Source organism: Streptomyces sp. NPDC048111, assembly GCF_043202815.1.
In the GTDB taxonomy this organism is placed as follows: domain Bacteria; phylum Actinomycetota; class Actinomycetes; order Streptomycetales; family Streptomycetaceae; genus Streptomyces.
This window is the reverse complement of the sequence record NZ_JBIDBD010000032.1, coordinates 37,892-57,853: the sequence shown is the minus strand read 5'-3', so window position 1 is coordinate 57,853 and position 19,962 is coordinate 37,892. Positions and strand designations below refer to the sequence as shown.

Here is a 19,962-nt window from a genome sequence, read left to right as displayed (position 1 = left end):
CTGACGCAGGGTCAGACGGCCATCCCGTACACGATGGTGAAGAGCGTGCCGAGGGAGCCGATGATGAAGACTCCGGTCAGGCCGGCCACGATCAGGCCCTTGCCCTGTTCGGCGCTGAAGGTGTCGCGCAGCGCCGTCGCTCCGATCCGTTGTTTGGCCGCACCCCATACCGCGATGCCGAGGCAGAGGAGGATGGCGACCGCCATCACCACCTCCACCATGATGCGGGCCTCGTTGCCGAGCGTCCCGAACGGCCCCCAGTTGGGGGCGATTCCGCCGATGATGGTGGTGATGTCGCCTTTTCCGGCTGCCAGGTACATGTAACTCACCGCCCCTGTCGGGTAGTTCGATGCCCCTGCCCCATGGCATGGGTCAGGTTCTATCTTCGCTGATGAAACCGGCGGAGTAAGACGCCTTGTCGACTCTCTTTACCCGCCCTCGCACACATGTGCCGGTCTCACCGCCCTGACCTGCGGTGGACCGGTTGAATGCGAAAACGCGTATGGTCACTCTGTGTATCACGCACAGTGACTCCGGGCAATGACTGTCGTTGTTGCACTCTTGGGCCGCTTGCCGTGTCGGGGGCGACGGCGCAGGTCGGGGGGCGGCCCGCCGGTTCATAGAAACTTCTCAGAAAAGGTTCATGGTCGCTCTCAGGCGGGGCATCGAAAGTCACAGTGTTCGAGTCCGCAGCCCGCCCGCCGACCACCAGGAGACGCACCGTATGAAGCGCACTGGCCTCTTCGGGACGAAGTTCGCGACCAGACGCCAGCGGTTCGGCGCGCTGTCGGCCGCCGCCGTCCTCCTCGTCATACCGGCGTACGGGGCCCACGACGCCGAGGCGAAGGGCCGGACCGAGGCGGCGCCGGCCACCGCGGCCAACGCCCGGGTGGGCGCGCTGTTCAGCGGGGGGCTCGACAGCGGGCACAACTGCACCGCGTCCGTGGTGCGCAGCGCCGGCCACGACATCATCGTCACCGCCGCGCACTGCCTGCCCGTGGACGAGTCGGAGGGCGGCAGGGCCGTGTTCGCGCCGGGCTACCGGGACGGCTCGGCGCCGTACGGGACGTGGCCGGTGGAGTCGGTGTACGAGGACGACAGCTGGACCGAGGACGGCGACCAGGACAGCGACGTGGCGTTCGCGGTGCTCGGGGCCGGTTCCGAGGGCGGCCGGCCGGTCCAGGACGTGGTGGGCGCCGCCCCGCTGTTCGCGGGCCGCGTGACCGGGGAGGCGGTGACCGTCACCGGCTACCCCTCCGACACCGAGGTCCCGCAGGTCTGCACGAACACCTCGGTCGCGTACGGGGACGCCCAGCAGCGCATCGACTGCCCCGCCTTCCCCAGCGGCACCAGCGGCAGCCCGTGGGTGGTCGAGGGCGGGGCGGTGGCGGGGGTGATCGGCGGCTACCAGTACGGCGGTGACGACCCGGACGTCTCGTACAGCATCGTCTTCGGGCCGCGCACCAAGGCGCTGTTCCAGCGCGCGGAGGCGGCGGGCACTCCCGCGCCGGCGGCCGGGGCGGCCAAGGCCGCCGCCGCACCCGAACCGACGGCCGGGGGGCCGTCGCTGACGAGCGGTCAGTCCGGGGCGGGCGCTCAGGACGGCGACGCCGGCCGGGCGACCCGGTCGGACCGGCCGATGGTGTGTGCCTGCCTGACCCGCTGACGCGTGGCGGATTTCATGGCTGAATGAGCGAGGGTCCGACACGAGTGCGGACGAAGTGGCGGTGAACCGCGCCTCCATGGGGGAGGGTTGAGGGGTGCGCAGAGTCTGGGTGGTCGGAGCGGTCGGGTTCGGGGTGTGCCTGAGCTTCGTCGCGCTGCTCGTCGTCGGTACGTATTCGGCCGCCGCCGGCCTCGCCTCCGCGGCGACCGGCTCGGTCGGGCTCGCCAAGGGCGCGGTGCCCGCGCTCTACCAGCCGCTCGTGCAGAAGTGGGGCGCGCTCTGTCCCGCGCTCAACCCGGCGATGCTCGCCGCGCAGCTCTACTCGGAGAGCGGCTGGAAGACGACCGCGGTCAGCCCGGTCAACGCGCAGGGCATCGCCCAGTTCATGCCCGCCACCTGGGCGACCCACGGCATCGACGGCAACGGGGACGGCAAACGCGACATCTGGGACCCCGCCGACGCGATTCCGTCGGCGGCCTCCTACGACTGTGAATTGGCCAAATACGTCAAGGACGTGCCCGGCGACGCGAGCTCCAACATGCTGGCCGCGTACAACGCGGGGGCGTACGCCGTCATCCGCTACAAGGGCGTTCCGCCGTACGCGGAGACGCAGGGCTATGTGAAGACCATCCGCTCCCTGGAGAAGAGTTTCGCCGCCCCGGTCGGCCGGGTGCAGCCCTCGCAGCAGGCGGCCGGAGCCATCTACTACGCGCAGCAGAAGCTCGGCACGCCCTATCTGTGGGGCGGTGAGGGCACGCCCGAGCAGGGCGGGCGTTTCGACTGCTCGGGGCTCACCCAGGCCGCGTACCAGAGCGTCGGGATCACGCTGCCCCGCGTCGCCAACGACCAGTACAACGCGGGCCCCCACCCCGCCCGCAACGAGCTGCTCCCCGGCGACCTGGTGTTCTTCTCGACCGACCTCGGCAACTCGCGAGCCATCCACCACGTGGGTCTCTACGTCGGGGGCGGGTACATGATCAACGCTCCGTACACCGGCGCCGTGATCCGCTTCGACAAGATCGACGCACCCGACTACTTCGGGGCGACGCGGGTCACCAAGGACGGCGCGGCGGCCCTGCCGACGTTCAAGCCGGGGGCCTGAACCCGACCCTCGATGGCTTGAACTCTCCGTGAAGCCAAGGCCCTGAGCTGCGACAACGAGTCACTCTTCGATAACGTCGTCGTGATCATTCGGTGGAGAGCGGAACGCGGCGGCAGCCGAGGGCGTTTCCTGGACAGTGACTGATGCAGGTACTGACCACGGGGGTTGGTAGCAGGACGCAACAAGGCAAGGGGCCTCAGCATGGCTGGACTCGCATTCGACGGAGCGAATCCCGATGTCAGCCTGCTCTACGACATCAACGGGCTCGCCAAGGACGCCCCTTCGTGGCTTGACGCGGCCCTGGCCTTCGTCGGCGAGTACGGGATCCTGCTCGGCCTCGTCCTCGTCGTGCTGTGGTGCTGGTGGAGCGTCAGGCGCGCGGAGGACCGGCAGTCGGCGGTCGCCTCGGTCGCCGGGATCGTGTGGGCGCCGCTGGCCGCGGGCATCGCCGTCCTGGTCAACATCCCCATCCGTGATTTCGTGGAGCGCCCCCGCCCCTTCCTCGACCACAAGGGACTCGACGTCCTGGTCGGCGGCAAGAGCGACTTCTCCTTCGTCAGTGACCACGCCACGCTCGCCATGGCCATCGGCGCCGGACTCTTCGTAGCCAACCGGAAGTTCGGCCTGATGGCGCTGGGTCTCGCCCTGCTCGAAGGCTTCTGCCGGGTCTACATGGGCGTGCACTACCCGACCGACGTGGTGGGCGGCTTCGCGCTCGGCACCGCCGTCGCGCTGCTGCTCGCGCCGCTCGCCCAGCTGCTGCTCACCCCGGTCGTCGCGGCCGTCGCCCGCTCGCCGCGGCTCGGCCGCCTGGTGCACTCGCGCCGGGTGCTGACCGTGGTGCCCTCGGCACCCGGCCCGGTCGAGCACTCCGGCACCGCAGAGCGGGACCTGGCAGCCTGAGACTCCGTCAAGGTCCGTATGGGGCGGGCCTTCAGAGGGCCTGCGGAAAGTCGAAGAGCCGCCCCGGGTCGTACTGCTTCTTCAGCCGGGCCAGGCGCGGGGCGGCCGAGCCGTAGTAGGCGGTGCGCCAGTCCGTGAGCCGGGGGTCCGGATAGTTCTGGTAGGCCGCGCCCGAGGCGTAGGGGCGCATCGCGTCGTGCGTGCGGGTCAGCCAGTCCTGCTGGGCCGCGCCGGAGGTGCCGGGCCGCCAAGCGGCGACGTACTGGGCGAGCACGCGCGAGGTGCGGTGCACGAAGGCGGTCGCGTCGGGCGACACCCGGTTGACCGCGCCGCCGAGCGCGGTGAGCACGACCGTGCCGGCGCCTCCTTCCGATGCCTTGAGGCGGGTGAACTGCTCGGCGCTGCCCAGGAGTTGACGCAGGCCGGGGTCGGGCAGCGCCGTGGTGTAGAAGTCGGACGTCGCCGCGTACGTCTCGCGCTGGAGCACCCCCTGCGGGGTGCGGCCCGGAGTGGTGCCGGGCAGGTGGCACTGGGCCCGGCTGAACGTGGAGCACCCCGCGTACAGGAGCATCGCGTCCTGGAAGCCGGTGCGGTGCAGGGCGACGGTGGCCGCGGGGGCGCCCGCCCGGTCGGCGAGCCGGTCGAGGGCGTTCTGCAGGTCGCCGTACGAGCCGAGGGAGAACGCGGAGACGGTGACGGTGGGTTCGGCGCCGCCCGGCCCGGCCGCCAGGTGCGCGGCGGACCAGATCTCGTCGTCCTGGTCCGGCCCCCACTCCTGCCAGGCGCCGATCACCGCGCGGGCCTGGCGCCACGGCCAGGTCAGATACGCGGTCACGCCCCGCGGGGCCTCGTGGGTACGGAAGGTGAGGCCGGTGACCACGCCGAAGTTGCCGTTGCCGGCGCCGCGCAGCGCCCAGAACAGGTCCGGCTCCTGCTTCTCGCTCGCCGTCACCTTCCGGCCGTCGGCCAGGACGAGGTCGACGGAGGTCAGACTGTCGCAGGCCAGTCCGTACGCACGGGACGTGACGCCGTGCCCGCCGCCCAGGGTCAGGCCCGAGACGGCGACGGTGGGGCAGGAGCCGCCGGGGATCGTACGGCCGCTCGCGGCGAGGCCGCCGTAGACGTCGAGGAGCCGGGCGCCGGCGCCCACGGTGCCGTCCGGGGACACCGCGCCTAGCCGTGAGACGTCGATCACGAGCCGCCCGGTCCCCGAGGACCAGCCCGCGTAGTCGTGGCCGCCGCTGCGGACGGAGATCGGGGCGCGGTGGGCGCGGGCGTAGGCGAGGCACTCCTGGACGTCGGCCGCGTGGGCCACGTACGCGACGGCGTCGGGCCGCTGGTCGTCGTAGCGGGTGTTGTAGAGCTGGCGGGCGGCGGCGTAGTCGGCGTCCCCGGGCCGTACGAGCTTGCCTTCCAGGGAGTGGGCCAGGGCGTTCCAGTCGGCCGCCGGGGCGGAGGTGCTGGGGGAGGGGCTCGGGCCCGTACGGCCGCTCGTCGAGGGCGCGGGCCCGGGCCCGGCGGCGCTGCCGCAGCCGGCCGCGGTGAGGGCGGTGGCGGTCACGCCGGTGGCTGCGGTCAGGAGGGTGCGGCGGCGCATGGGGGCTCCCGGGGGTGGGCGGCGCTGCGCTGGCTCCTTCCCCGCGCGCCCCGCGCCGAACCGGGTTCAGCCGGCGGCGGAGGGCTCGGGGGCGGGTCTCTGGTGGTCGGCGGCGTCGGTGCGGGCCCGGTCGCGGCTCCGGCGGGCGGGGCCCGTCCAGCCGCAGGAGCAACGGGCCACCGCGAAGCTGCCGCGTTCCGTGAGGGTGGTCTGGTGGGGCACCTCACCACCGTACTGCGGGCGTGACGGGGGCCGTACCGCGGTCGTTAGGAGAACGGGCCAGTCCAAGGGCGTTGGGGGTTCGACGGCGATGGTGGTGCAACGGCACGGAGCCGGGCGAGCGGGTGCGATGGTGACCGCCGCGGTGGTGGGCGGGGTGATCGCGGCCGCCGCCGGGTGCGGCGGGGCCGGCGCGGAGATCACGAGCGGGCCGGCGCCCGACCCGGCCGCAGTGGTGCGCACGGTGGCCGACCGGCTGGTCGCGGCGGGCAGTTCACAGGCGACCACGTCCATGGAGATGGCCACCGGCGGCACCCGGGTCACGATTCGCGGCCGGGGAACGTACGACTTCCGGCGCAGGACGGGCGAGTTGACGGTGATCCTGCCGCAGGACGCCAAGGGGACGCCCGGCCGGCTCCCGATCACCGAACTCTTCGCGCCGGGCGCGCTCTACATGAAGAACCGCGGCGCGGGCGTGCCCGCCGACAAATGGGTACGGGTCGACACCGCCACGCTGGCCGACGGCAACCTGGTCACGGGCGGCGCCACGGATCCGTACGCCGCCGCCGAGCTGCTGCGGGGTGCGCAGGGCGTGACGTACGTCGGCGAGGAGAGCCTCGCGGGCGTGCGGGTGCGGCACTACCGGGGGAGTGCGCCGCTGCCCGCGAAGGTGGCGAAAGGGTTCTCCAGGGCGACGGTGCCGTTCGACGCGTACGTCGACGAGGCGGGGCGGCTGTGCAAGGTGCGCGAGCAGTTCAGTTACGTCAACCAGGGCCGCCCGGTCGCGGTCGCCTCGACGACGCTGCTGTCCGGATTCGGGGCCGCCGTGACCGTACGGCTGCCTCAGGCGCGGGACATCTTCGACGGGAAGATCCAGCCGTAATCAGCCAGAAATGGTTCCCTCAGGTGGGGCGGCGGTGGCGGAAATGGTCCGTCCGTGCCATGCGCGGTGCGTGTCCCGCTCCCTACGCTAGGAAGTCGACGTGAGGTCGGACGGGCGTACCGCGCGGACTGACCGCCCGCGCGAACCGTTCGCCCGGGCCGCCCGGGCCAACTGGCGGAACCGACCGACCGACTGCCCGCCGACCGACCGACCGATTGACCGACCGACTGACCACTGATGGACCGATTGACCGAATGACCGAATCACCGAATGACCGTTGATGGACCGATTGCCCGGCTGCCCGATCGACCGGCTGACCGGCTGACCGGCTGAGTGGAGAGGTCGAAGAAGAGGTGATGTGCGTGGCTTCGCTTCGCGGTGCGACCGTCCAGGACCACGTGGCCCTCGTCGAGATCGAACTGTGCGGTGAGTTGATGATCGCGGCATCCGCCGCGGAGGGGGACCGGCTCAGCCCGGACCTCATCGACGAGGTGCTGAACGTGAACGCGGGGCGGCGGGGGCCGTCACCGGACCGCGACGCCTGGGGTTAGCCGGGCGGCGCGGGCACGACGACGGGCCGGGGCGCGGCCGGGCCGTGTGGCCCCGGCGCACCCCGACCCGGACTCCCGAGCGCGGTGTTCGCCGGGTCGGGTCAGGTGCGCATCATGCGGGCGATGGCCTTGGTGGCCTCCTCGACCTTCGCGTCGATCTCGTCCCCGCCCTTCACTGCCGCGTCGGCGACGCAGTGGCGCAGGTGCTCCTCCAGGAGCTGGAGCGCGAAGGACTGCAGGGCCTTGGTGGACGCCGAGACCTGGGTGAGTATGTCGATGCAGTAGACGTCCTCGTCGACCATGCGCTGGAGGCCGCGGATCTGGCCCTCGATCCGGCGCAGCCGCTTGAGGTGCTCGTCCTTCTGCTTGTGGTACCCGTGCACGCCGTGATCGTGATCGGTCACCGTCGCGTGAATCGCCGGAGTCTCCTGAGTCGCCTGGGCGGCAGGGGTCGGGCCGGCGGCAGGGGTCGGGTCGGTCGCCGTGGCGTCCTCGGCGGTCCCGTCGGCCTCGACCGTGGGGCCGGCTGCCTCGGTGGTCGTCATCGCGTCCTCCCGTTGTCTGCTGCCATGTGCCAGGCGGCTTGCCGTGTGGGGCAAGGGGATGGATACCCCTCATGGGTATATGGTAACGAATTTCCGGATCCCTGGTGGGGGCCCGTGCGGATCACTGTGCCTGATGGGCGACACTGAAGAACGCCGGTTAGCCGTGGCCGGATGATGCGCCTAGCATCAGCCTGACCGAATCCCAAGCACTCCGAGGACCCCACGTGCGCTTTCGTCTGACCCCCAGGGAGACGAGCTTCTACGACATGTTCTCCGCATCCGCGGACAACATCGTCACGGGCTCGAAGCTCCTCATGGAACTGCTCGGAGCGGATTCCGCGTCCCGGGCCGAGATCGCGGAGCGTATGCGGGCAGCGGAGCACGCGGGGGACGATGCCACCCACGCGATCTTCCACCAGCTGAACTCCTCCTTCATCACGCCGTTCGACCGCGAGGACATCTACAACCTCGCCTCGTGCCTCGACGACATCATGGACTTCATGGAGGAGGCCGTCGACCTGGTCGTCCTCTACAACGTGGAGGAACTGCCCAAGGGCGTCGAGCAGCAGATCGAGGTGCTCAACCGGGCGGCCGTGCTGACCGCCGAGGCGATGCCGAACCTGCGGACGATGTCCAACCTGACCGAGTACTGGATCGAGGTCAACCGCCTGGAGAACCAGGCCGACCAGATCCACCGCAAGCTGCTGGCCCACCTCTTCAACGGCAAGTACGACGCCATCGAGGTGCTCAAGCTCAAGCAGATCGTGGACGTTCTCGAAGAGGCGGCGGACGCGTTCGAGCACGTGGCGAACACGGTGGAGACCATCGCCGTCAAGGAGTCCTGACCCCGGCATGGACACCTTTGCATTGATCGTGACCATTGGGGTCGCGCTCGGTTTCACGTATACGAACGGTTTCCACGACTCGGCGAACGCGATCGCCACGTCGGTGTCGACGCGGGCGCTCACGCCCCGGGCCGCGCTGGCGATGGCCGCCGTGATGAACCTCGCCGGCGCCTTCCTCGGCAGCGGTGTCGCCAAGACCGTGAGCGAGGGCCTCATCTCCACGCCCGAGGGCAACAAGGGGATGGGGATCCTGTTCGCGGCGCTGGTCGGCGCGATCATCTGGAACCTGGTCACCTGGTACTTCGGTCTGCCCTCCTCGTCCTCGCACGCGCTGTTCGGCGGCATGGTCGGCGCGGCGCTCGCGGGCGGTACGACCGTGTACTGGTCCGGGGTGCTCGACAAGATCGTCATCCCGATGTTCGTCTCGCCGGTGGTCGGCCTCGTGGTCGGTTACCTGGTGATGTGCGCCATCCTGTGGCTGTTCCGCAAGTCGAACCCGCACAAGGCGAAGCGCGGATTCCGCATCGCGCAGACCGTCTCGGCGGCCGGCATGGCGCTGGGCCACGGTCTGCAGGACGCGCAGAAGACGATGGGCATCGTGATGATGGCGCTGGTCATCGCGGACGTTCAGGACGCCGGCGGGCAGATTCCGATCTGGGTCAAGATCGCGTGCGCGGCGATGCTGTCGCTCGGTACGTACGCGGGTGGCTGGCGGATCATGCGGACGCTGGGGCGGAAGATCATCGAGCTGGATCCGCCGCAGGGGTTCGCCGCGGAGGCGACGGGGGCGTCGATCATGTTCGGGTCGTCGTTCCTGTTCCAGGCGCCGATCTCCACGACGCATGTGATCACTTCGGCGATCATGGGTGTGGGGGCTACCAAGCGGGTCAATGCCGTGCGGTGGGGGGTTGCCAAGAACATCATTCTGGGGTGGTTCATCACGATGCCGGCGGCCGCGCTGGTCGCTGCGCTGAGCTACCTGGTGGTCCACCTTTTCTTCGGCTAGCGCCGGGGGTTTGGCTGGGCCTTAGTTCGGCCGGGCCTGAGGGGTTGGCTGAGCCTGGGTTTGGCCGGGTCGGCTTGGGTTTGGCCGGGCCGCTGCCCCCGTCCTTTTCGGCTCTGCCGGGGGGGCGGGGGTTCGGCTTTTGTGGGCCCCTCCCCGCCCCTTCCCGTAACCCTCCGGGGGTGGGGGTGGTGGGGGTTTTTGCGCAGTTCCCCGCGCCCCTAAGCAGCACCGGTTCTGGCCCGCACCGGCCACCTCAGCCCGTCCGGCGATTGAGGACGAGCGCCGTTCAGGCGCGAAAGGGGGGTGCAGGGGGGCGGAGCCCCCGCCGGGGTTCGAGGGGCGGAGCCCCTCGGGGGGTCTGGGGCGCAGCCCCAGGGGCCGGACCCTTCCAGCCCGCTGCACGGGCGGGCGGGTGGGCAAACCCGCCGGGGTTCGAGGGGCGGAGCCCCTCAGCGGGTCTGGGGCGCAGCCCCAGGGCCAGGCGCCCTCCGACCTCCGTCACGGGCGGGCGGGTGGGCAGCCCCCTGGGGGTCTGGGGCGCAGCCCCAGTAGGTGCCCCGGCCCTGGCAGAGGCAGGGCAGCCCCAAGGGCCACACCGTAAAGGGCCCGCCTCCCCGGGTCGGGGAAGGCGGGCCGTTCGTCGGCGGTGGCACCGCCATGCAGCACCGCAGACGGTCAAAGGGGACGTCACCCCGGCCGGGCCAAGCCGCCCCGAACCAAGCTCGACCGGGGCCGAGCGCGAGCCAGGACTGGGGCCGAGCCAAACCGCCCAGCCCCAAGCCCGGCAGGGCCTGTGTCGAGCCCAGCCGGCCCGACCGGAGCCGAGCCGGCCGGCGGCCGAGCCGGGCTGATACCGCCCCGCGCCGAGCCGAACCCGCGCCGGGTCCGGGCCAAGCCGCCCAGGGCCGAGCCGAACCCGGGCCGGGGCCGGGCCAAGCCGCGCCGGAAAGCCACCCAGGACCCACCCACCCAGGGCCAAGCCGCCCCAGCCTGCCCTACCCGAAGCGCCCCGAAATGTAGTCCTCGGTGGCCTGGACCGATGGGTTCGAGAAGATGCGGGCCGTGTCGTCGAGCTCGATCAGCTTTCCGGGCTGCCCCACCGCCGCCAGGTTGAAGAACGCCGTACGGTCCGAAACCCGCGCCGCCTGCTGCATGTTGTGCGTCACGATCACGATCGTGAAGCGCTCCTTCAGCTCCCCGATCAGGTCCTCGATCGCCAGCGTCGAGATCGGGTCGAGCGCCGAGCAGGGCTCGTCCATGAGCAGCACGTCCGGCTCGACGGCGATCGCCCGCGCGATGCACAGCCGCTGCTGCTGCCCGCCGGAAAGCCCCGAACCCGGCTTGTTGAGGCGGTCCTTGACCTCGTTCCAGAGGTTCGCGCCCTTCAGGGACTTCTCCACCACGTCGGCCAGCTCGCTCTTGCGGTACGTGCCGTTCAGGCGGAGCCCCGCCGCCACGTTGTCGAAGATCGACATCGTCGGGAAGGGGTTGGGGCGCTGGAAGACCATGCCGACCGTACGGCGCACCGCGACCGGGTCGACCGTGGAGCCGTACAGGTTCTCGTCGTCCAGCAGGACCTTGCCCTCGACGCGCCCGCCGGGGGTCACCTCGTGCATGCGGTTCAGGGTGCGCAGGAACGTGGACTTGCCGCAGCCGGACGGGCCGATGAAGGCGGTCACGGAGCGCGGCTCGACCGTCATCGAGATGTCGTCGATCGCCTTGTGGGCCCCGTAGTAGGCGGAGAGGCCGGATACGTCGATTCGCTTGGCCATGGGAATCACTGCTTCTTTCGAGCGTGCGGAGTCGGTCGCCGGTGGGGCGGCCCCGGACGGCGGGACCGCGAAGTGTCGCGTCAGCGACCGGACTTGGGGGCCTTCCAGCGGGCGATGCCGCGGGCCACCAGATTGAGGATCATGACGAAGGCGATCAGGACCAGGGCCCCGGCCCAGGCGCGGTCGTACGCCGCGTCACTGCCGACCCGGTACTGCTCCCAGATGTAGAAGGGCAGCGAGGACTGAGCACCGTCGAACGGGTTGGTGTTGATCAGCTGGCTGCCGAAGACGAGCAGCATGATCGGGGCGGTCTCACCGGCGATGCGGGCGATGGCGAGCATGACGCCGGTGGTGATGCCGCCGATCGCGGTGGGCAGGACCACCTTCAGGATGGTGCGCCACTTCGGTACGCCGAGGGCGAGCGATGCCTCGCGCAGCTCGTTCGGGACGAGCTTGAGCATCTCCTCGGTGGAGCGCACCACGACCGGCAGCATCAGGATCGCGAGGGCGAGCGAGCCCATGAAGCCCGAGGGCCCCAGGTCGAACATCAGCATCAGGGTCAGGATGAAGAGGCCGGCCACGATGGACGGGATGCCCGTCATGACGTCCACGAAGAACGTGACGGACTTGGCGAGCGCGCCCTTGCCGTACTCCACCAGGTAGACCGCGGTCAGCAGGCCGAGCGGCGCGGAGATCAGGGTGGCGAGGCCCACCTGCTCCAGGGTGCCGATCAGCGCGTGGTAGACGCCGCCGCCCGTTTCGAAGCCGGGGACGCCGGCCATCGAGTGCGACAGGAAGTACCCGTTGAGCACCTTGGTGCCGCGGCTGATCGTCGTCCACAGCAGGGAGGCGAGCGGGATCACGGCGAGGATGAAGCAGACCCAGACCAGGGAGGTCGCCACCCGGTCCTTGGCCTGCCGCTTGTTCTCGACGGCCGAGGTGACCGCGTACGAGACCAGGATGAAGAGCAGGGCCGCGATCAGGCCCCACTGGACCTTGCTGTGCAGGTCGAAGGCGACGCCGATGCCGACGGCCAGCGCCACCGAGACGGCGGCGAAGCCGGCCCCCGCCCAGCGCGGCAGGGAGCGGGCGCTGAGGCCGGCCGTGCGGGGGGCCGGGACGGCCGGGCGTGCGTCCTGAACGGCTGCGTGAGTCATGCGGGGCTCCCTTCGGGGGCTGCGGTACGGGCGTACGGGAGGCGGGCGGCGCTCACGCGTTGGCCCCCGAGTACTCCTTGCGGCGCGCGATGATCATGCGGGCGGCGCCGTTGACCAGCAGGGTGAGCACGAAGAGGACCAGGCCGGAGGCGATGAGGGCGTCCCGGCCGAGCTGGTTGGACTCGTCGAACTTGGCGGCGATGTTCTGCGCGAAGGTGCCGCCGCCGGGGTCGAGGACGTGCAGCGACAGGAGGTAGCTGGGGGAGAGGACCGTGGCGACGGCCATCGTCTCGCCGAGCGCGCGGCCCAGGCCCAGCATCGAGGCGGAGATGACGCCGGAGCGGCCGAAGGGCAGCACCGAGAGCCGGATGACCTCCCAGCGGGTGGCGCCGAGGGCCAGCGCGGCCTCCTCGTTCATGCGCGGGACCTGGAGGAAGACCTCGCGGCTGACGCTGGTCACGATCGGCAGGATCATGATCGCGAGCAGGATGCCGACGGTGAACATCGAGCGGGCGACGCCCACTTCGGTCTTCTCGAAGACGTAGGTCCAGCCCATGTACTGGTCGAGCCACTCGTTGAGCCCGCCGAGGTAGGGCACCAGGAACAGGGCGCCCCAGACGCCGTAGACGATCGAGGGCACGGCGGCCAGCAGGTCGACCACGTACGCGAGCGGCGCGGCCAGCCTGCGCGGCGCGTAGTGCGAGATGAACAGGGCGATGCCGACGGCCACCGGGACCGCGATGACCATCGCGATGACCGAGCTGACGACGGTGCCGAAGAGCAGGACCGCGATGCCGAACGCGGGCGGGTTGCCGGCCGGGTCCCAGTCGAAGGTGGTCAGGAAGTTGCCCTGGTCCTTCGAGATGGCGATGCCGGCGCGGACGCTGAGGAAGACGGCGATGGCCGCCATGACGACGAGCAGGAAGATGCCCGAGCCCCGGGAGAGACCGAGGAAGATCTTGTCGCCCGCGCGGCCGGTGGACTGCTTGCGGAGTGCCGCCGGCCCGGGTGCGGGTGGCGGCGGAGTGTCGGTTGCTATGGAAGAAGCCATGATCTTTCCGGTCTGTGGGCGGGGGCCCGTGGAGCCCCCTGGCGGCGGTGCACCGGATGGTGTGGGGCGGGGCCGGATCGGGGCCGCCGCCCCACGCGAGCCGCCGGGTCTTCGGCCCGGCGGCTCAACCGTGGTTCTAGGAGAGGGAGTTGACCGTCTCGATGACCTTGGCGTTGATCTCGGCCGGGATCGGCGCGTAGCTGGCGTCGGTCAGGAGCTTCTGGCCGTCGGCGCTCGCGGTGTAGGACAGGAAGGACTTGACCGCGCCGAGGGTGGCGGGCTTGTTGCCCTTGTCGCAGGCGACCTCGTAGGTGACGAGGACGAGCGGGTAGGCGCCGTCGGCCTTGGTCGTGTAGTCGAGCTTCAGCGCCAGGTCCTTGCCGGTGCCGGCGATCTTCGCGGCGGCGATGGCCTTGGACGCGTTCTCCGCGGTCGCCTTGACCGGGGCGGCGGCACCGGTGTTGATGTCGACGGTCTTGATGGACTGCGAGGCGGCGTAGGAGAGCTCGAAGTAGCCGATCGCGCCGTTGACCTGCTTGACCTGGGCGGCGACGTCACCCGAGCCGGAGGCGGCCTGGCCACCGGAGGCGGCCCACTTCTTGGCCGGCGGGTAGGGCCAGTCGGCCTTGGCGGCGGCGGAGAGGTACTTGGTGAGGTTGTCGGTGGTGCCCGAGTCGGTGGAGCGGTGGAAGGCCTGGATCGCCAGGTCGGGGAGCTTGGCGTTCGGGTTCAGCTTGGCGATGGCCTCGTCGTTCCACTTGCTGATCTTGCCGTTGAAGATCTTGGCGATCGTGGAGGCGTCGAGGACCAGGGTGTCGACGCCCTCGACGTGGAAGCCGATCGCGATCGGGCCGCCGACCATGGGCAGGTTGATGCCCTGGCCGCCGCCGGTGCAGACCTTCTTGGAGTCCTCGACCTGCTGGGCGTTGAGCGGGGAGTCCGAGCCGGCGAAACCGACGGTGCCCTGGGTGAACGCGACGATGCCGTCACCGGAGGAGGAGGACTTGTAGTTGATCTGCGCGTCCTTGCAGGCCGCCATGTAGTTCTTGACCCACAGGTCCATGGCGTTCTTCTGCGCGGACGAGCCGGAGGCCAGGAGCTGGCCCTTGGCGCCGTCGCACTTCACGGTGGAGGCGGCCCCGGTGGTCTTGTCACCGCTGCCGCCCGTGCTCCCGCCACTGTTGTTGTCGCTGCCGCACGCCGTGAGGGCCAGGGCGCTGGACACGGCGATGACGCCGAGGGCGGTGGCGCGGAGCCGGTTCTTGCGCTGAAGCTTCACTTTCGGGTGTTCCTTCCGGGAGCCGCCGGTTTCCGTTCGTTGTACGGCGGCGTGCGTTGGATGGTCGGTGGGGCGGGGTGCCGTGCACCGTGTAAGGCCGAAATTAGGCAGAACAGGTGAAGCGGTCTGCGGGGGAGAGTTAACGGAAGGTGAACCGTGGCGGGCAGTGCGGTGCCGACCGTTACCGGTTCGTGTTCGGCAGGCATACGGAACCCGCGCCGCGCGGGCCGCGTGTCCCGGAGGGCCGGTTTCAGGCCGAGTGCAGCGCGTCGAGGAGCGCGAGGACCAGCTGGCGGTCGCGCGGCTCGGTCAGCCGGTGGTGGGCGGCGGCCGGCGCCAGCCACAGCAGCCGGTCGACCTCGTCGTTGGGCGTGAAGCGCCCCTCGCCGGCCTCGGCGCCCCAGTAGTCGACGCGCTTGGGGCGCCCCTGGGCGTCGGTGTAGTACGCGGTGGGCAGCGCGGCCCCGGGCACGCACGTGAACCCGGTCTCCTCCAGGACCTCGCGCAGCGCCCCCGCGAGCGCGTCCTCGCCGCGCTTCAACTTGCCCTTGGGGTGCGACCAGTCGTCGTACTTGGGCCGGTGCACCAGGCAGAGTTCCAGGCCGCCGTCGCCCCACGGCGAGCGGCGCCACAGGACGCAGCCCGCGGCGAGGACGGTAGGGCCGGGTGCGGTGCTCATGGGGCCGCCGTGGTCGCCGAGGGTGCAGGGGTCACCGCCACAGGCTGCCAGATCCGCTGGAAGACGAAGCGCGCCGCCTCCACCTCGTGCCGCTGGTCGGCGTGCAGCACCCCGAGCGCGTACGCCGTGGCCGGGGCGATGCGCGGGGTGCGGGCGGCGGCGGACGCGGCGGCGGCGGCCGAGGCCGCGTCCCGGTGCCGGTCGAGGGCGCGCCCGGCGGCCGACAGCCGCTCGCCGGGCCCGTGCCCGCCGTCCGGCCCGCCGCTCGCGTGCTGTGCGCCCGGCCCGTACGGTCCGCGTGATCCGTCCGGCCCCTCCGGCCCGTCCGGCCCGCCCTGGGCCAGCACCTCCTGGGCGTAGCGGTGCAGCCGCAGCAGCAGCCGTACCTGGTGCCAGGGGGTGTCCTGGCTCTCGCTCTCCTGGACCAGGGCCTCCGCGTTGTACGGGTGGGCCGCGCGGGCCAACGGCAGTGCCGCCACCGCCTGTTCGAGGCGGTGCTCCGCCTCCAGGGCGGCCGGCACGAGCACTTCGGCGGCGCGGGCCGTCGCGGCCGGACCGATCGGCACCTCCCCCGCGAGCAGGGCGACCGCGTCCGCCACCGCGTGGAAGCGGGAGGAGCCGAGCGCCTGGAGCGCCGCCGAATGGGCCCGGGTGCGGGCCAGCGTCAGCTGCCGGTCGAGCAGCGCCCCGGCACGGGCGGCGCCCACCGCGAGGGTGCCCGTGTCGCCGCGCGGCGGCGGCACCGGGGTGCCGGACAGCCGGTGCAGGGCGTCCAGGAGCCGGGTGAGCCGGGCCGAGCAGGCGTGCTCGCCCGCCAGTGTGACCGAGAGCCAGGCCAGTTCGGTGCGCAGCTGATCGGCCCAGGCGCCGTCGAGCAGCGGGCGGAAGGTGTGCAGGGTGGCGCTGATGCGGCGGGCGGCGGCCCGCAGCGCGCGGGCGGCCTCCTGCGCGGACGGCAGGTCGGGCCCCGCCTCCCGGTGCAGCCGCAGCCCGCGCAGGAACTCCCCGGCCTGCGCGTGCAGATAGGGAGCGAGGATCTCGCCCGCCCGGGCGTCATGGAAGTCAGCCGTCAACTCACGTGTGTGACACGGCGGTTGAGGGTCGCGGTACTCGCCCGTCCGGTGCGGGGCCGCCGTGTTGTCAGGGTGTCGCACGCCGGCGCCTCCGGGCGTCTATCAGCATCTCCTGGACGTTGCGCAGCGGCTGGCCGTCGGCGTCGGCCGAGTGCCGGGTCCAGTTGCCGTCGGCGCCCAGGTGCCAGGACGCGGTGGTGTCCGACGTACCGGTCTCCAGGAGCCGGATCAGGGCCGCGCGGTGGGCCGGGTCGGCGACCCGGACCAGGGCTTCGATGCGGCGGTCGAGGTTGCGGTGCATCATGTCGGCGCTGCCGAACCACACTTCGGGCTCGCCGCCGTTGCCGAAGGCGAACACCCGGGAGTGCTCGAGGAAGCGGCCGAGGATCGAGCGGACCCGGATGTTCTCCGAGAGTCCGGGCACCCCGGGCCGTACCGCGCAGATGCCGCGGACCCAGATGTCGACCGGTACGCCCGCCTGCGAGGCCCGGTAGCAGGCGTCGATGACGGCCTCGTCGACCATCGAGTTGACCTTGATGCGGACATAGGCCGGACGCCCCGCGTGCTGGTGGGCGATCTCCTTGTGGATCCGCGAAACCAGCCCGTCCCTGAGGGACTTGGGGGCCACGAGCAGTCGGCGGTAGGTCTCCCTGCGGGAGTAGCCGGACAGCCGGTTGAAGAGGTCCGAGAGGTCGGCGCCGACCTGCGGGTCGGCGGTGAGCAGCCCCAGGTCCTCGTAGAGGCGGGCCGTCTTGGGGTGGTAATTGCCGGTGCCGACGTGGCTGTAGCGGCGCAGCGTCTCGCCCTCCTGGCGCACCACCAGGGAGAGCTTGCAGTGCGTCTTGAGGCCGACGAGCCCGTACACGACGTGGCAGCCGGACTCCTCCAGCTTGCGCGCCCACTTGATGTTGGCCTGCTCGTCGAAGCGCGCCTTGATCTCGACGAGGACGAGCACCTGCTTGCCCGACTCGGCCGCGTCTATCAGCGCGTCCACGATCGGGGAGTCGCCCGAGGTGCGGTACAGGGTCTGCTTTATGGCGAGCACGTCCGGGTCGGACGCGGCCTGCTCCAGGAAGGCCTGCACCGAGGTGGAGAACGAGTCGTAGGGGTGGTGCAGCAGGACGTCGCGTTCGCGGACCGCGGCGAAGATGTCGGGCGCGGAGGCGGACTCCACCTCGGCGAGGTCGCGGTGGGTGCCCGCGACGAACTTCGGGAACTTCAGCTCCGGCCGGTCCAGCGCGGAGATCCCGAACAGGGAGGTGAGGTCGAGCGGGCCCGGCAGGGGGTAGACCTCGGCGTCCGAGACCTTCAACTCCCGCACCAGCAGGTCGAGTACGTACGGGTCGATGGATTCCTCGACCTCCAGGCGCACCGGGGGCCCGAAGCGGCGCCGCATCAGCTCCTTCTCCAGTGCCTGGAGCAGGTTCTCGGCGTCGTCCTCCTCGACTTCGAGGTCCTCGTTGCGCGTCACCCGGAACATGTGGTGCGCGAGCACCTCCATGCCGGGGAACAGCTCCTCCAGGTGCGCCGCGATCACGTCCTCCAGCGGCACGTAGCGCTGCGGCGAGGCCTCCAGGAAGCGCGAGAGCAGCGGCGGGACCTTGACCCGGGCGAAGTGGCGGTGACCCGAGACGGGGTTGCGCACCACGACGGCGAGGTTGAGCGAGAGCCCCGAGATGTACGGGAAGGGGTGCGCGGGGTCCACCGCCAGCGGGGTCAGGACCGGGAAGATCCGCTGCCGGAACAGGGTGAACAGACGGGCCTGCTCCTTCTCGGTGAGCTCGGGCCAGCGGATCAGGTGGATGCCCTCGTCGGCCAGGGCCGGGGCGACGTCCTGCTGGTAGCAGGCGGCGTGCCGGGCCATGAGCTCGCGCGAGCGCGTCCAGATCAGGTCCAGGACCTCGCGGGGCTGGAGGCCCGAGGCGGAGCGGGTGGCGACGCCGGTGGCGATGCGGCGCTTGAGGCCGGCCACCCGGACCATGAAGAACTCGTCCAGGTTCGAGGCGAAGATCGCCAGGAAGTTGGCCCGTTCGAGCAGCGGGGTCGCCGGATCCTCGGCGAGTTCGAGGACGCGCTCGTTGAACGCGAGCCAGCTGCGCTCGCGGTCGAGGAAGCGGCCCGAGGGCAGCTCGTCGCCCTCGCTCTCGTCCTCGTAGGCGTCCAGGTCGGCATCGATGTCCGGCTCCAGGTCGGAGACGGCGGCCGCCAGGGTGTGCGGCCGGTGCGCGGCGAGGGAGCCGACGGACGGCTGGGCGGACTTGGACGGGACCTCGGCGCTCGGCTGCTGGCTCATGTCCCCATTGTTCCGCGCACCCGGGCTTCCCAGCGCGTCGGAGAGCGCGGGAGCGAGGGCCCGGGAGGTGCTGGGCGGGGGAACTCTTCCGTTCCGGGGGGCGGGCGCCGGCGGCTTCATTGTCCGAGCGTCGCAAGCGTGTCTGAATGGCTGGTTACGAGGACATGACGTGCGGGCAAGCGGACCCGGGCCCCCGGGGGCGGGGGCCGGGCCGCGCCCGCGCCGCTCTCAGGACTCCGCGCGGTACATCAGGTCGGCCTCGTGGGTGGTGAAGCCGAGGCGCTCGTAGACGGCCAGGGCCGCCGTGTTGTCCGCGTCCACGTACAGCATCGCGGTCGGCAGCCCCTCGGCCGCCAGGTGGCGCAGGCCCGTGGCGGTCAGCGCCTTGCCGAGGCCGCCGCCCTGCGCGTCGGGCCGGATGCCGACGACGTACACCTCGCCGAGCCGCTCGTCGGCGTGCACCTTCGTCCAGTGGAAGCCGACCAGTTCGCCGTCCTTCTCGGCCAGGAAGAAGCCCTTGGGGTCGAACCACGGCTCGGCCTTGCGGTCGTCGAGGTCGCGCTGGGTGAGCGAGCCCTGCTCGGGGTGGTGGGCGAAGGCCGCCGCGTTCACCGCGAGCCAGGCCGCGTCGTCCTCGCCCGGGACGAAGGTGCGCACGGTGACGCCCTCGGGCCAGACCGGCTCGGCGATGTCCGGGGGGCTCAACGGGCGCCGCAGCTGGCGCAGTTCGCGGAACAGGGTCAGGCCGAGCACCTGCGCGAGGTGGCGGGCCGCCGCGTGGCCGCCGTGCGCCCACACCCGCAGCCGCTTGCCCGTCGTGCCGAGCAGTGCGCTGCCCAGGGCCCGGCCGTGGCCGTGGCCGCGGAAGGAGGGGTGCACCACGAGCTCGGCGGCGGGCGCCTCGATCGGGTCGGTGTCCTCCAGCTGGGCGTATCCGGCGAGCGCATCGCCCACGGTGAGCAGAAAATGCCGCACGCCCTCGCGCCGGCCGCCGCGCAACTGGAGCCGCCCCTGCTCGGAGACCGCCTGCTGCCCGTCGGTGCGGGCGGCTTCGTCGAGCAGGTCGAGGACGGTGCGCGCCTGGTCGTGGCTGAGCTCGTCGAGGGTCTCGATGTCACGGGAGGACGGGATGGGGGCGCCTGCGTCTGTCATGGGTACGAGGGTACGGCGGGGCCCGCGGTGATCCGGGTTGCCGGGGAGCCGGGCCCGCCCGCCGTCGTCCCGTCGCGCCTCCCGCGGCCAACGGCAACCAGCTCGTAACCCGCGAACCCCTGTTGCGCTACGCGCGTTGACCTTAGGCTGCGCCGGGAATTCACCGGAAACTCACAGGGGACTCAACGA

General features: G+C 71.4%; 19 protein-coding genes. 7 read left to right on the top strand and 12 right to left on the bottom strand.

Features of this window, described 5'->3' with window-relative positions; genetic code table 11:
* Window positions 1-11 precede the first annotated feature (11 nt).
* The gene (locus tag ACGF3I_RS30860; RefSeq protein WP_053729027.1) at window positions 12-320 is read right to left on the bottom strand and encodes a hypothetical protein; all 309 of its coding nucleotides are present in this window, start codon (window positions 318-320) and stop codon (window positions 12-14) included.
* A 404-nt stretch (window positions 321-724) separates the two neighbouring features.
* Between ACGF3I_RS30860 and ACGF3I_RS30855 the strand changes: the two genes are divergently transcribed.
* The 3 genes from ACGF3I_RS30855 (at window position 725) to ACGF3I_RS30845 (ending at window position 3,671) form a co-directional block, all read left to right on the top strand.
* Entirely contained in the window at window positions 725-1,666 is a 942-nt protein-coding gene (locus ACGF3I_RS30855) for a trypsin-like serine peptidase (protein WP_393137799.1), read from the top strand.
* A 94-nt stretch (window positions 1,667-1,760) separates the two neighbouring features.
* Window positions 1,761-2,768 (top strand): NlpC/P60 family protein, encoded by a 1,008-nt coding sequence (locus tag ACGF3I_RS30850; protein ID WP_393137797.1) that lies wholly within the window; start codon window positions 1,761-1,763, stop codon window positions 2,766-2,768.
* 201 nt (window positions 2,769-2,969) lie between these two features.
* The gene (locus ACGF3I_RS30845) at window positions 2,970-3,671 is read left to right on the top strand and encodes a phosphatase PAP2 family protein (protein ID WP_393137795.1); all 702 of its coding nucleotides are present in this window, start codon (window positions 2,970-2,972) and stop codon (window positions 3,669-3,671) included.
* A 31-nt stretch (window positions 3,672-3,702) separates the two neighbouring features.
* On the opposite strand, the gene ACGF3I_RS30840 is transcribed toward ACGF3I_RS30845, so the two are convergent.
* Window positions 3,703-5,268 (bottom strand): FAD-binding oxidoreductase, encoded by a 1,566-nt coding sequence (locus ACGF3I_RS30840; protein WP_393137792.1) that lies wholly within the window; start codon window positions 5,266-5,268, stop codon window positions 3,703-3,705.
* Window positions 5,269-5,334: 66 nt separating this feature from the next.
* Window positions 5,335-5,490: a hypothetical protein gene (locus ACGF3I_RS30835; protein WP_393137790.1), complete on the bottom strand. Its 156-nt coding sequence runs from the start codon at window positions 5,488-5,490 to the stop codon at window positions 5,335-5,337.
* A gap of 88 nt (window positions 5,491-5,578) precedes the next feature.
* On the opposite strand from ACGF3I_RS30835, the gene ACGF3I_RS30830 reads away from it, so the two are divergent.
* Window positions 5,579-6,370, top strand: coding sequence for a hypothetical protein (locus tag ACGF3I_RS30830; protein WP_393137787.1), 792 nt, complete (start codon window positions 5,579-5,581; stop codon window positions 6,368-6,370).
* Window positions 6,371-6,726: 356 nt separating this feature from the next.
* A complete protein-coding gene (locus ACGF3I_RS30825; RefSeq protein WP_393137785.1) occupies window positions 6,727-6,921 on the top strand; it encodes a hypothetical protein in 195 nt (64 codons plus the stop codon).
* A 101-nt stretch (window positions 6,922-7,022) separates the two neighbouring features.
* On the opposite strand, the gene ACGF3I_RS30820 is transcribed toward ACGF3I_RS30825, so the two are convergent.
* Window positions 7,023-7,466 carry a metal-sensitive transcriptional regulator gene (locus ACGF3I_RS30820; protein WP_393137782.1) on the bottom strand — a complete coding sequence of 148 codons (444 nt, stop codon included), beginning with the start codon at window positions 7,464-7,466 and terminating at the stop codon, window positions 7,023-7,025.
* Window positions 7,467-7,690: 224 nt separating this feature from the next.
* On the opposite strand from ACGF3I_RS30820, the gene ACGF3I_RS30815 reads away from it, so the two are divergent.
* Together ACGF3I_RS30815 and ACGF3I_RS30810 are read left to right on the top strand one after the other, a co-directional pair.
* A complete protein-coding gene (locus ACGF3I_RS30815) occupies window positions 7,691-8,311 on the top strand; it encodes a DUF47 domain-containing protein (protein WP_053729022.1) in 621 nt (206 codons plus the stop codon).
* A 7-nt stretch (window positions 8,312-8,318) separates the two neighbouring features.
* Window positions 8,319-9,317 carry an anion permease gene (locus ACGF3I_RS30810; RefSeq protein WP_393137777.1) on the top strand — a complete coding sequence of 333 codons (999 nt, stop codon included), beginning with the start codon at window positions 8,319-8,321 and terminating at the stop codon, window positions 9,315-9,317.
* Window positions 9,318-10,312: 995 nt separating this feature from the next.
* Here ACGF3I_RS30810 and pstB read toward each other — a convergent pair.
* The 8 genes from pstB to mshD all read right to left on the bottom strand — a co-directional run bounded on the left by pstB (window position 10,313) and on the right by mshD (window position 19,773).
* A complete protein-coding gene (pstB, locus tag ACGF3I_RS30805; protein ID WP_393137775.1) occupies window positions 10,313-11,089 on the bottom strand; it encodes a phosphate ABC transporter ATP-binding protein PstB in 777 nt (258 codons plus the stop codon).
* Between the two features lie 80 nt (window positions 11,090-11,169).
* Complete coding sequence (pstA, locus tag ACGF3I_RS30800; RefSeq protein WP_393137773.1) at window positions 11,170-12,246, bottom strand: phosphate ABC transporter permease PstA; 1,077 nt, start codon at window positions 12,244-12,246, stop codon at window positions 11,170-11,172.
* A 52-nt stretch (window positions 12,247-12,298) separates the two neighbouring features.
* The gene (gene pstC / locus ACGF3I_RS30795) at window positions 12,299-13,297 is read right to left on the bottom strand and encodes a phosphate ABC transporter permease subunit PstC (protein ID WP_393137770.1); all 999 of its coding nucleotides are present in this window, start codon (window positions 13,295-13,297) and stop codon (window positions 12,299-12,301) included.
* Window positions 13,298-13,433: 136 nt separating this feature from the next.
* Window positions 13,434-14,576, bottom strand: coding sequence for a phosphate ABC transporter substrate-binding protein PstS (gene pstS / locus ACGF3I_RS30790; RefSeq protein ID WP_393137767.1), 1,143 nt, complete (start codon window positions 14,574-14,576; stop codon window positions 13,434-13,436).
* 250 nt (window positions 14,577-14,826) lie between these two features.
* Window positions 14,827-15,255, bottom strand: coding sequence for an NUDIX hydrolase (locus tag ACGF3I_RS30785; protein ID WP_393137765.1), 429 nt, complete (start codon window positions 15,253-15,255; stop codon window positions 14,827-14,829).
* On the bottom strand, window positions 15,252-16,328 hold the full coding sequence (locus tag ACGF3I_RS30780; protein WP_393137762.1) for a CHAD domain-containing protein: 1,077 nt from the start codon (window positions 16,326-16,328) through the stop codon (window positions 15,252-15,254). Before ACGF3I_RS30780 ends, ACGF3I_RS30785 begins: the two co-directional genes overlap by 4 nt.
* Before the next feature lie 67 nt (window positions 16,329-16,395).
* A complete protein-coding gene (locus tag ACGF3I_RS30775; RefSeq protein ID WP_393137759.1) occupies window positions 16,396-18,621 on the bottom strand; it encodes an RNA degradosome polyphosphate kinase in 2,226 nt (741 codons plus the stop codon).
* 228 nt (window positions 18,622-18,849) lie between these two features.
* A complete protein-coding gene (mshD, locus tag ACGF3I_RS30770) occupies window positions 18,850-19,773 on the bottom strand; it encodes a mycothiol synthase (protein ID WP_393137756.1) in 924 nt (307 codons plus the stop codon).
* Window positions 19,774-19,962 lie beyond the last annotated feature (189 nt).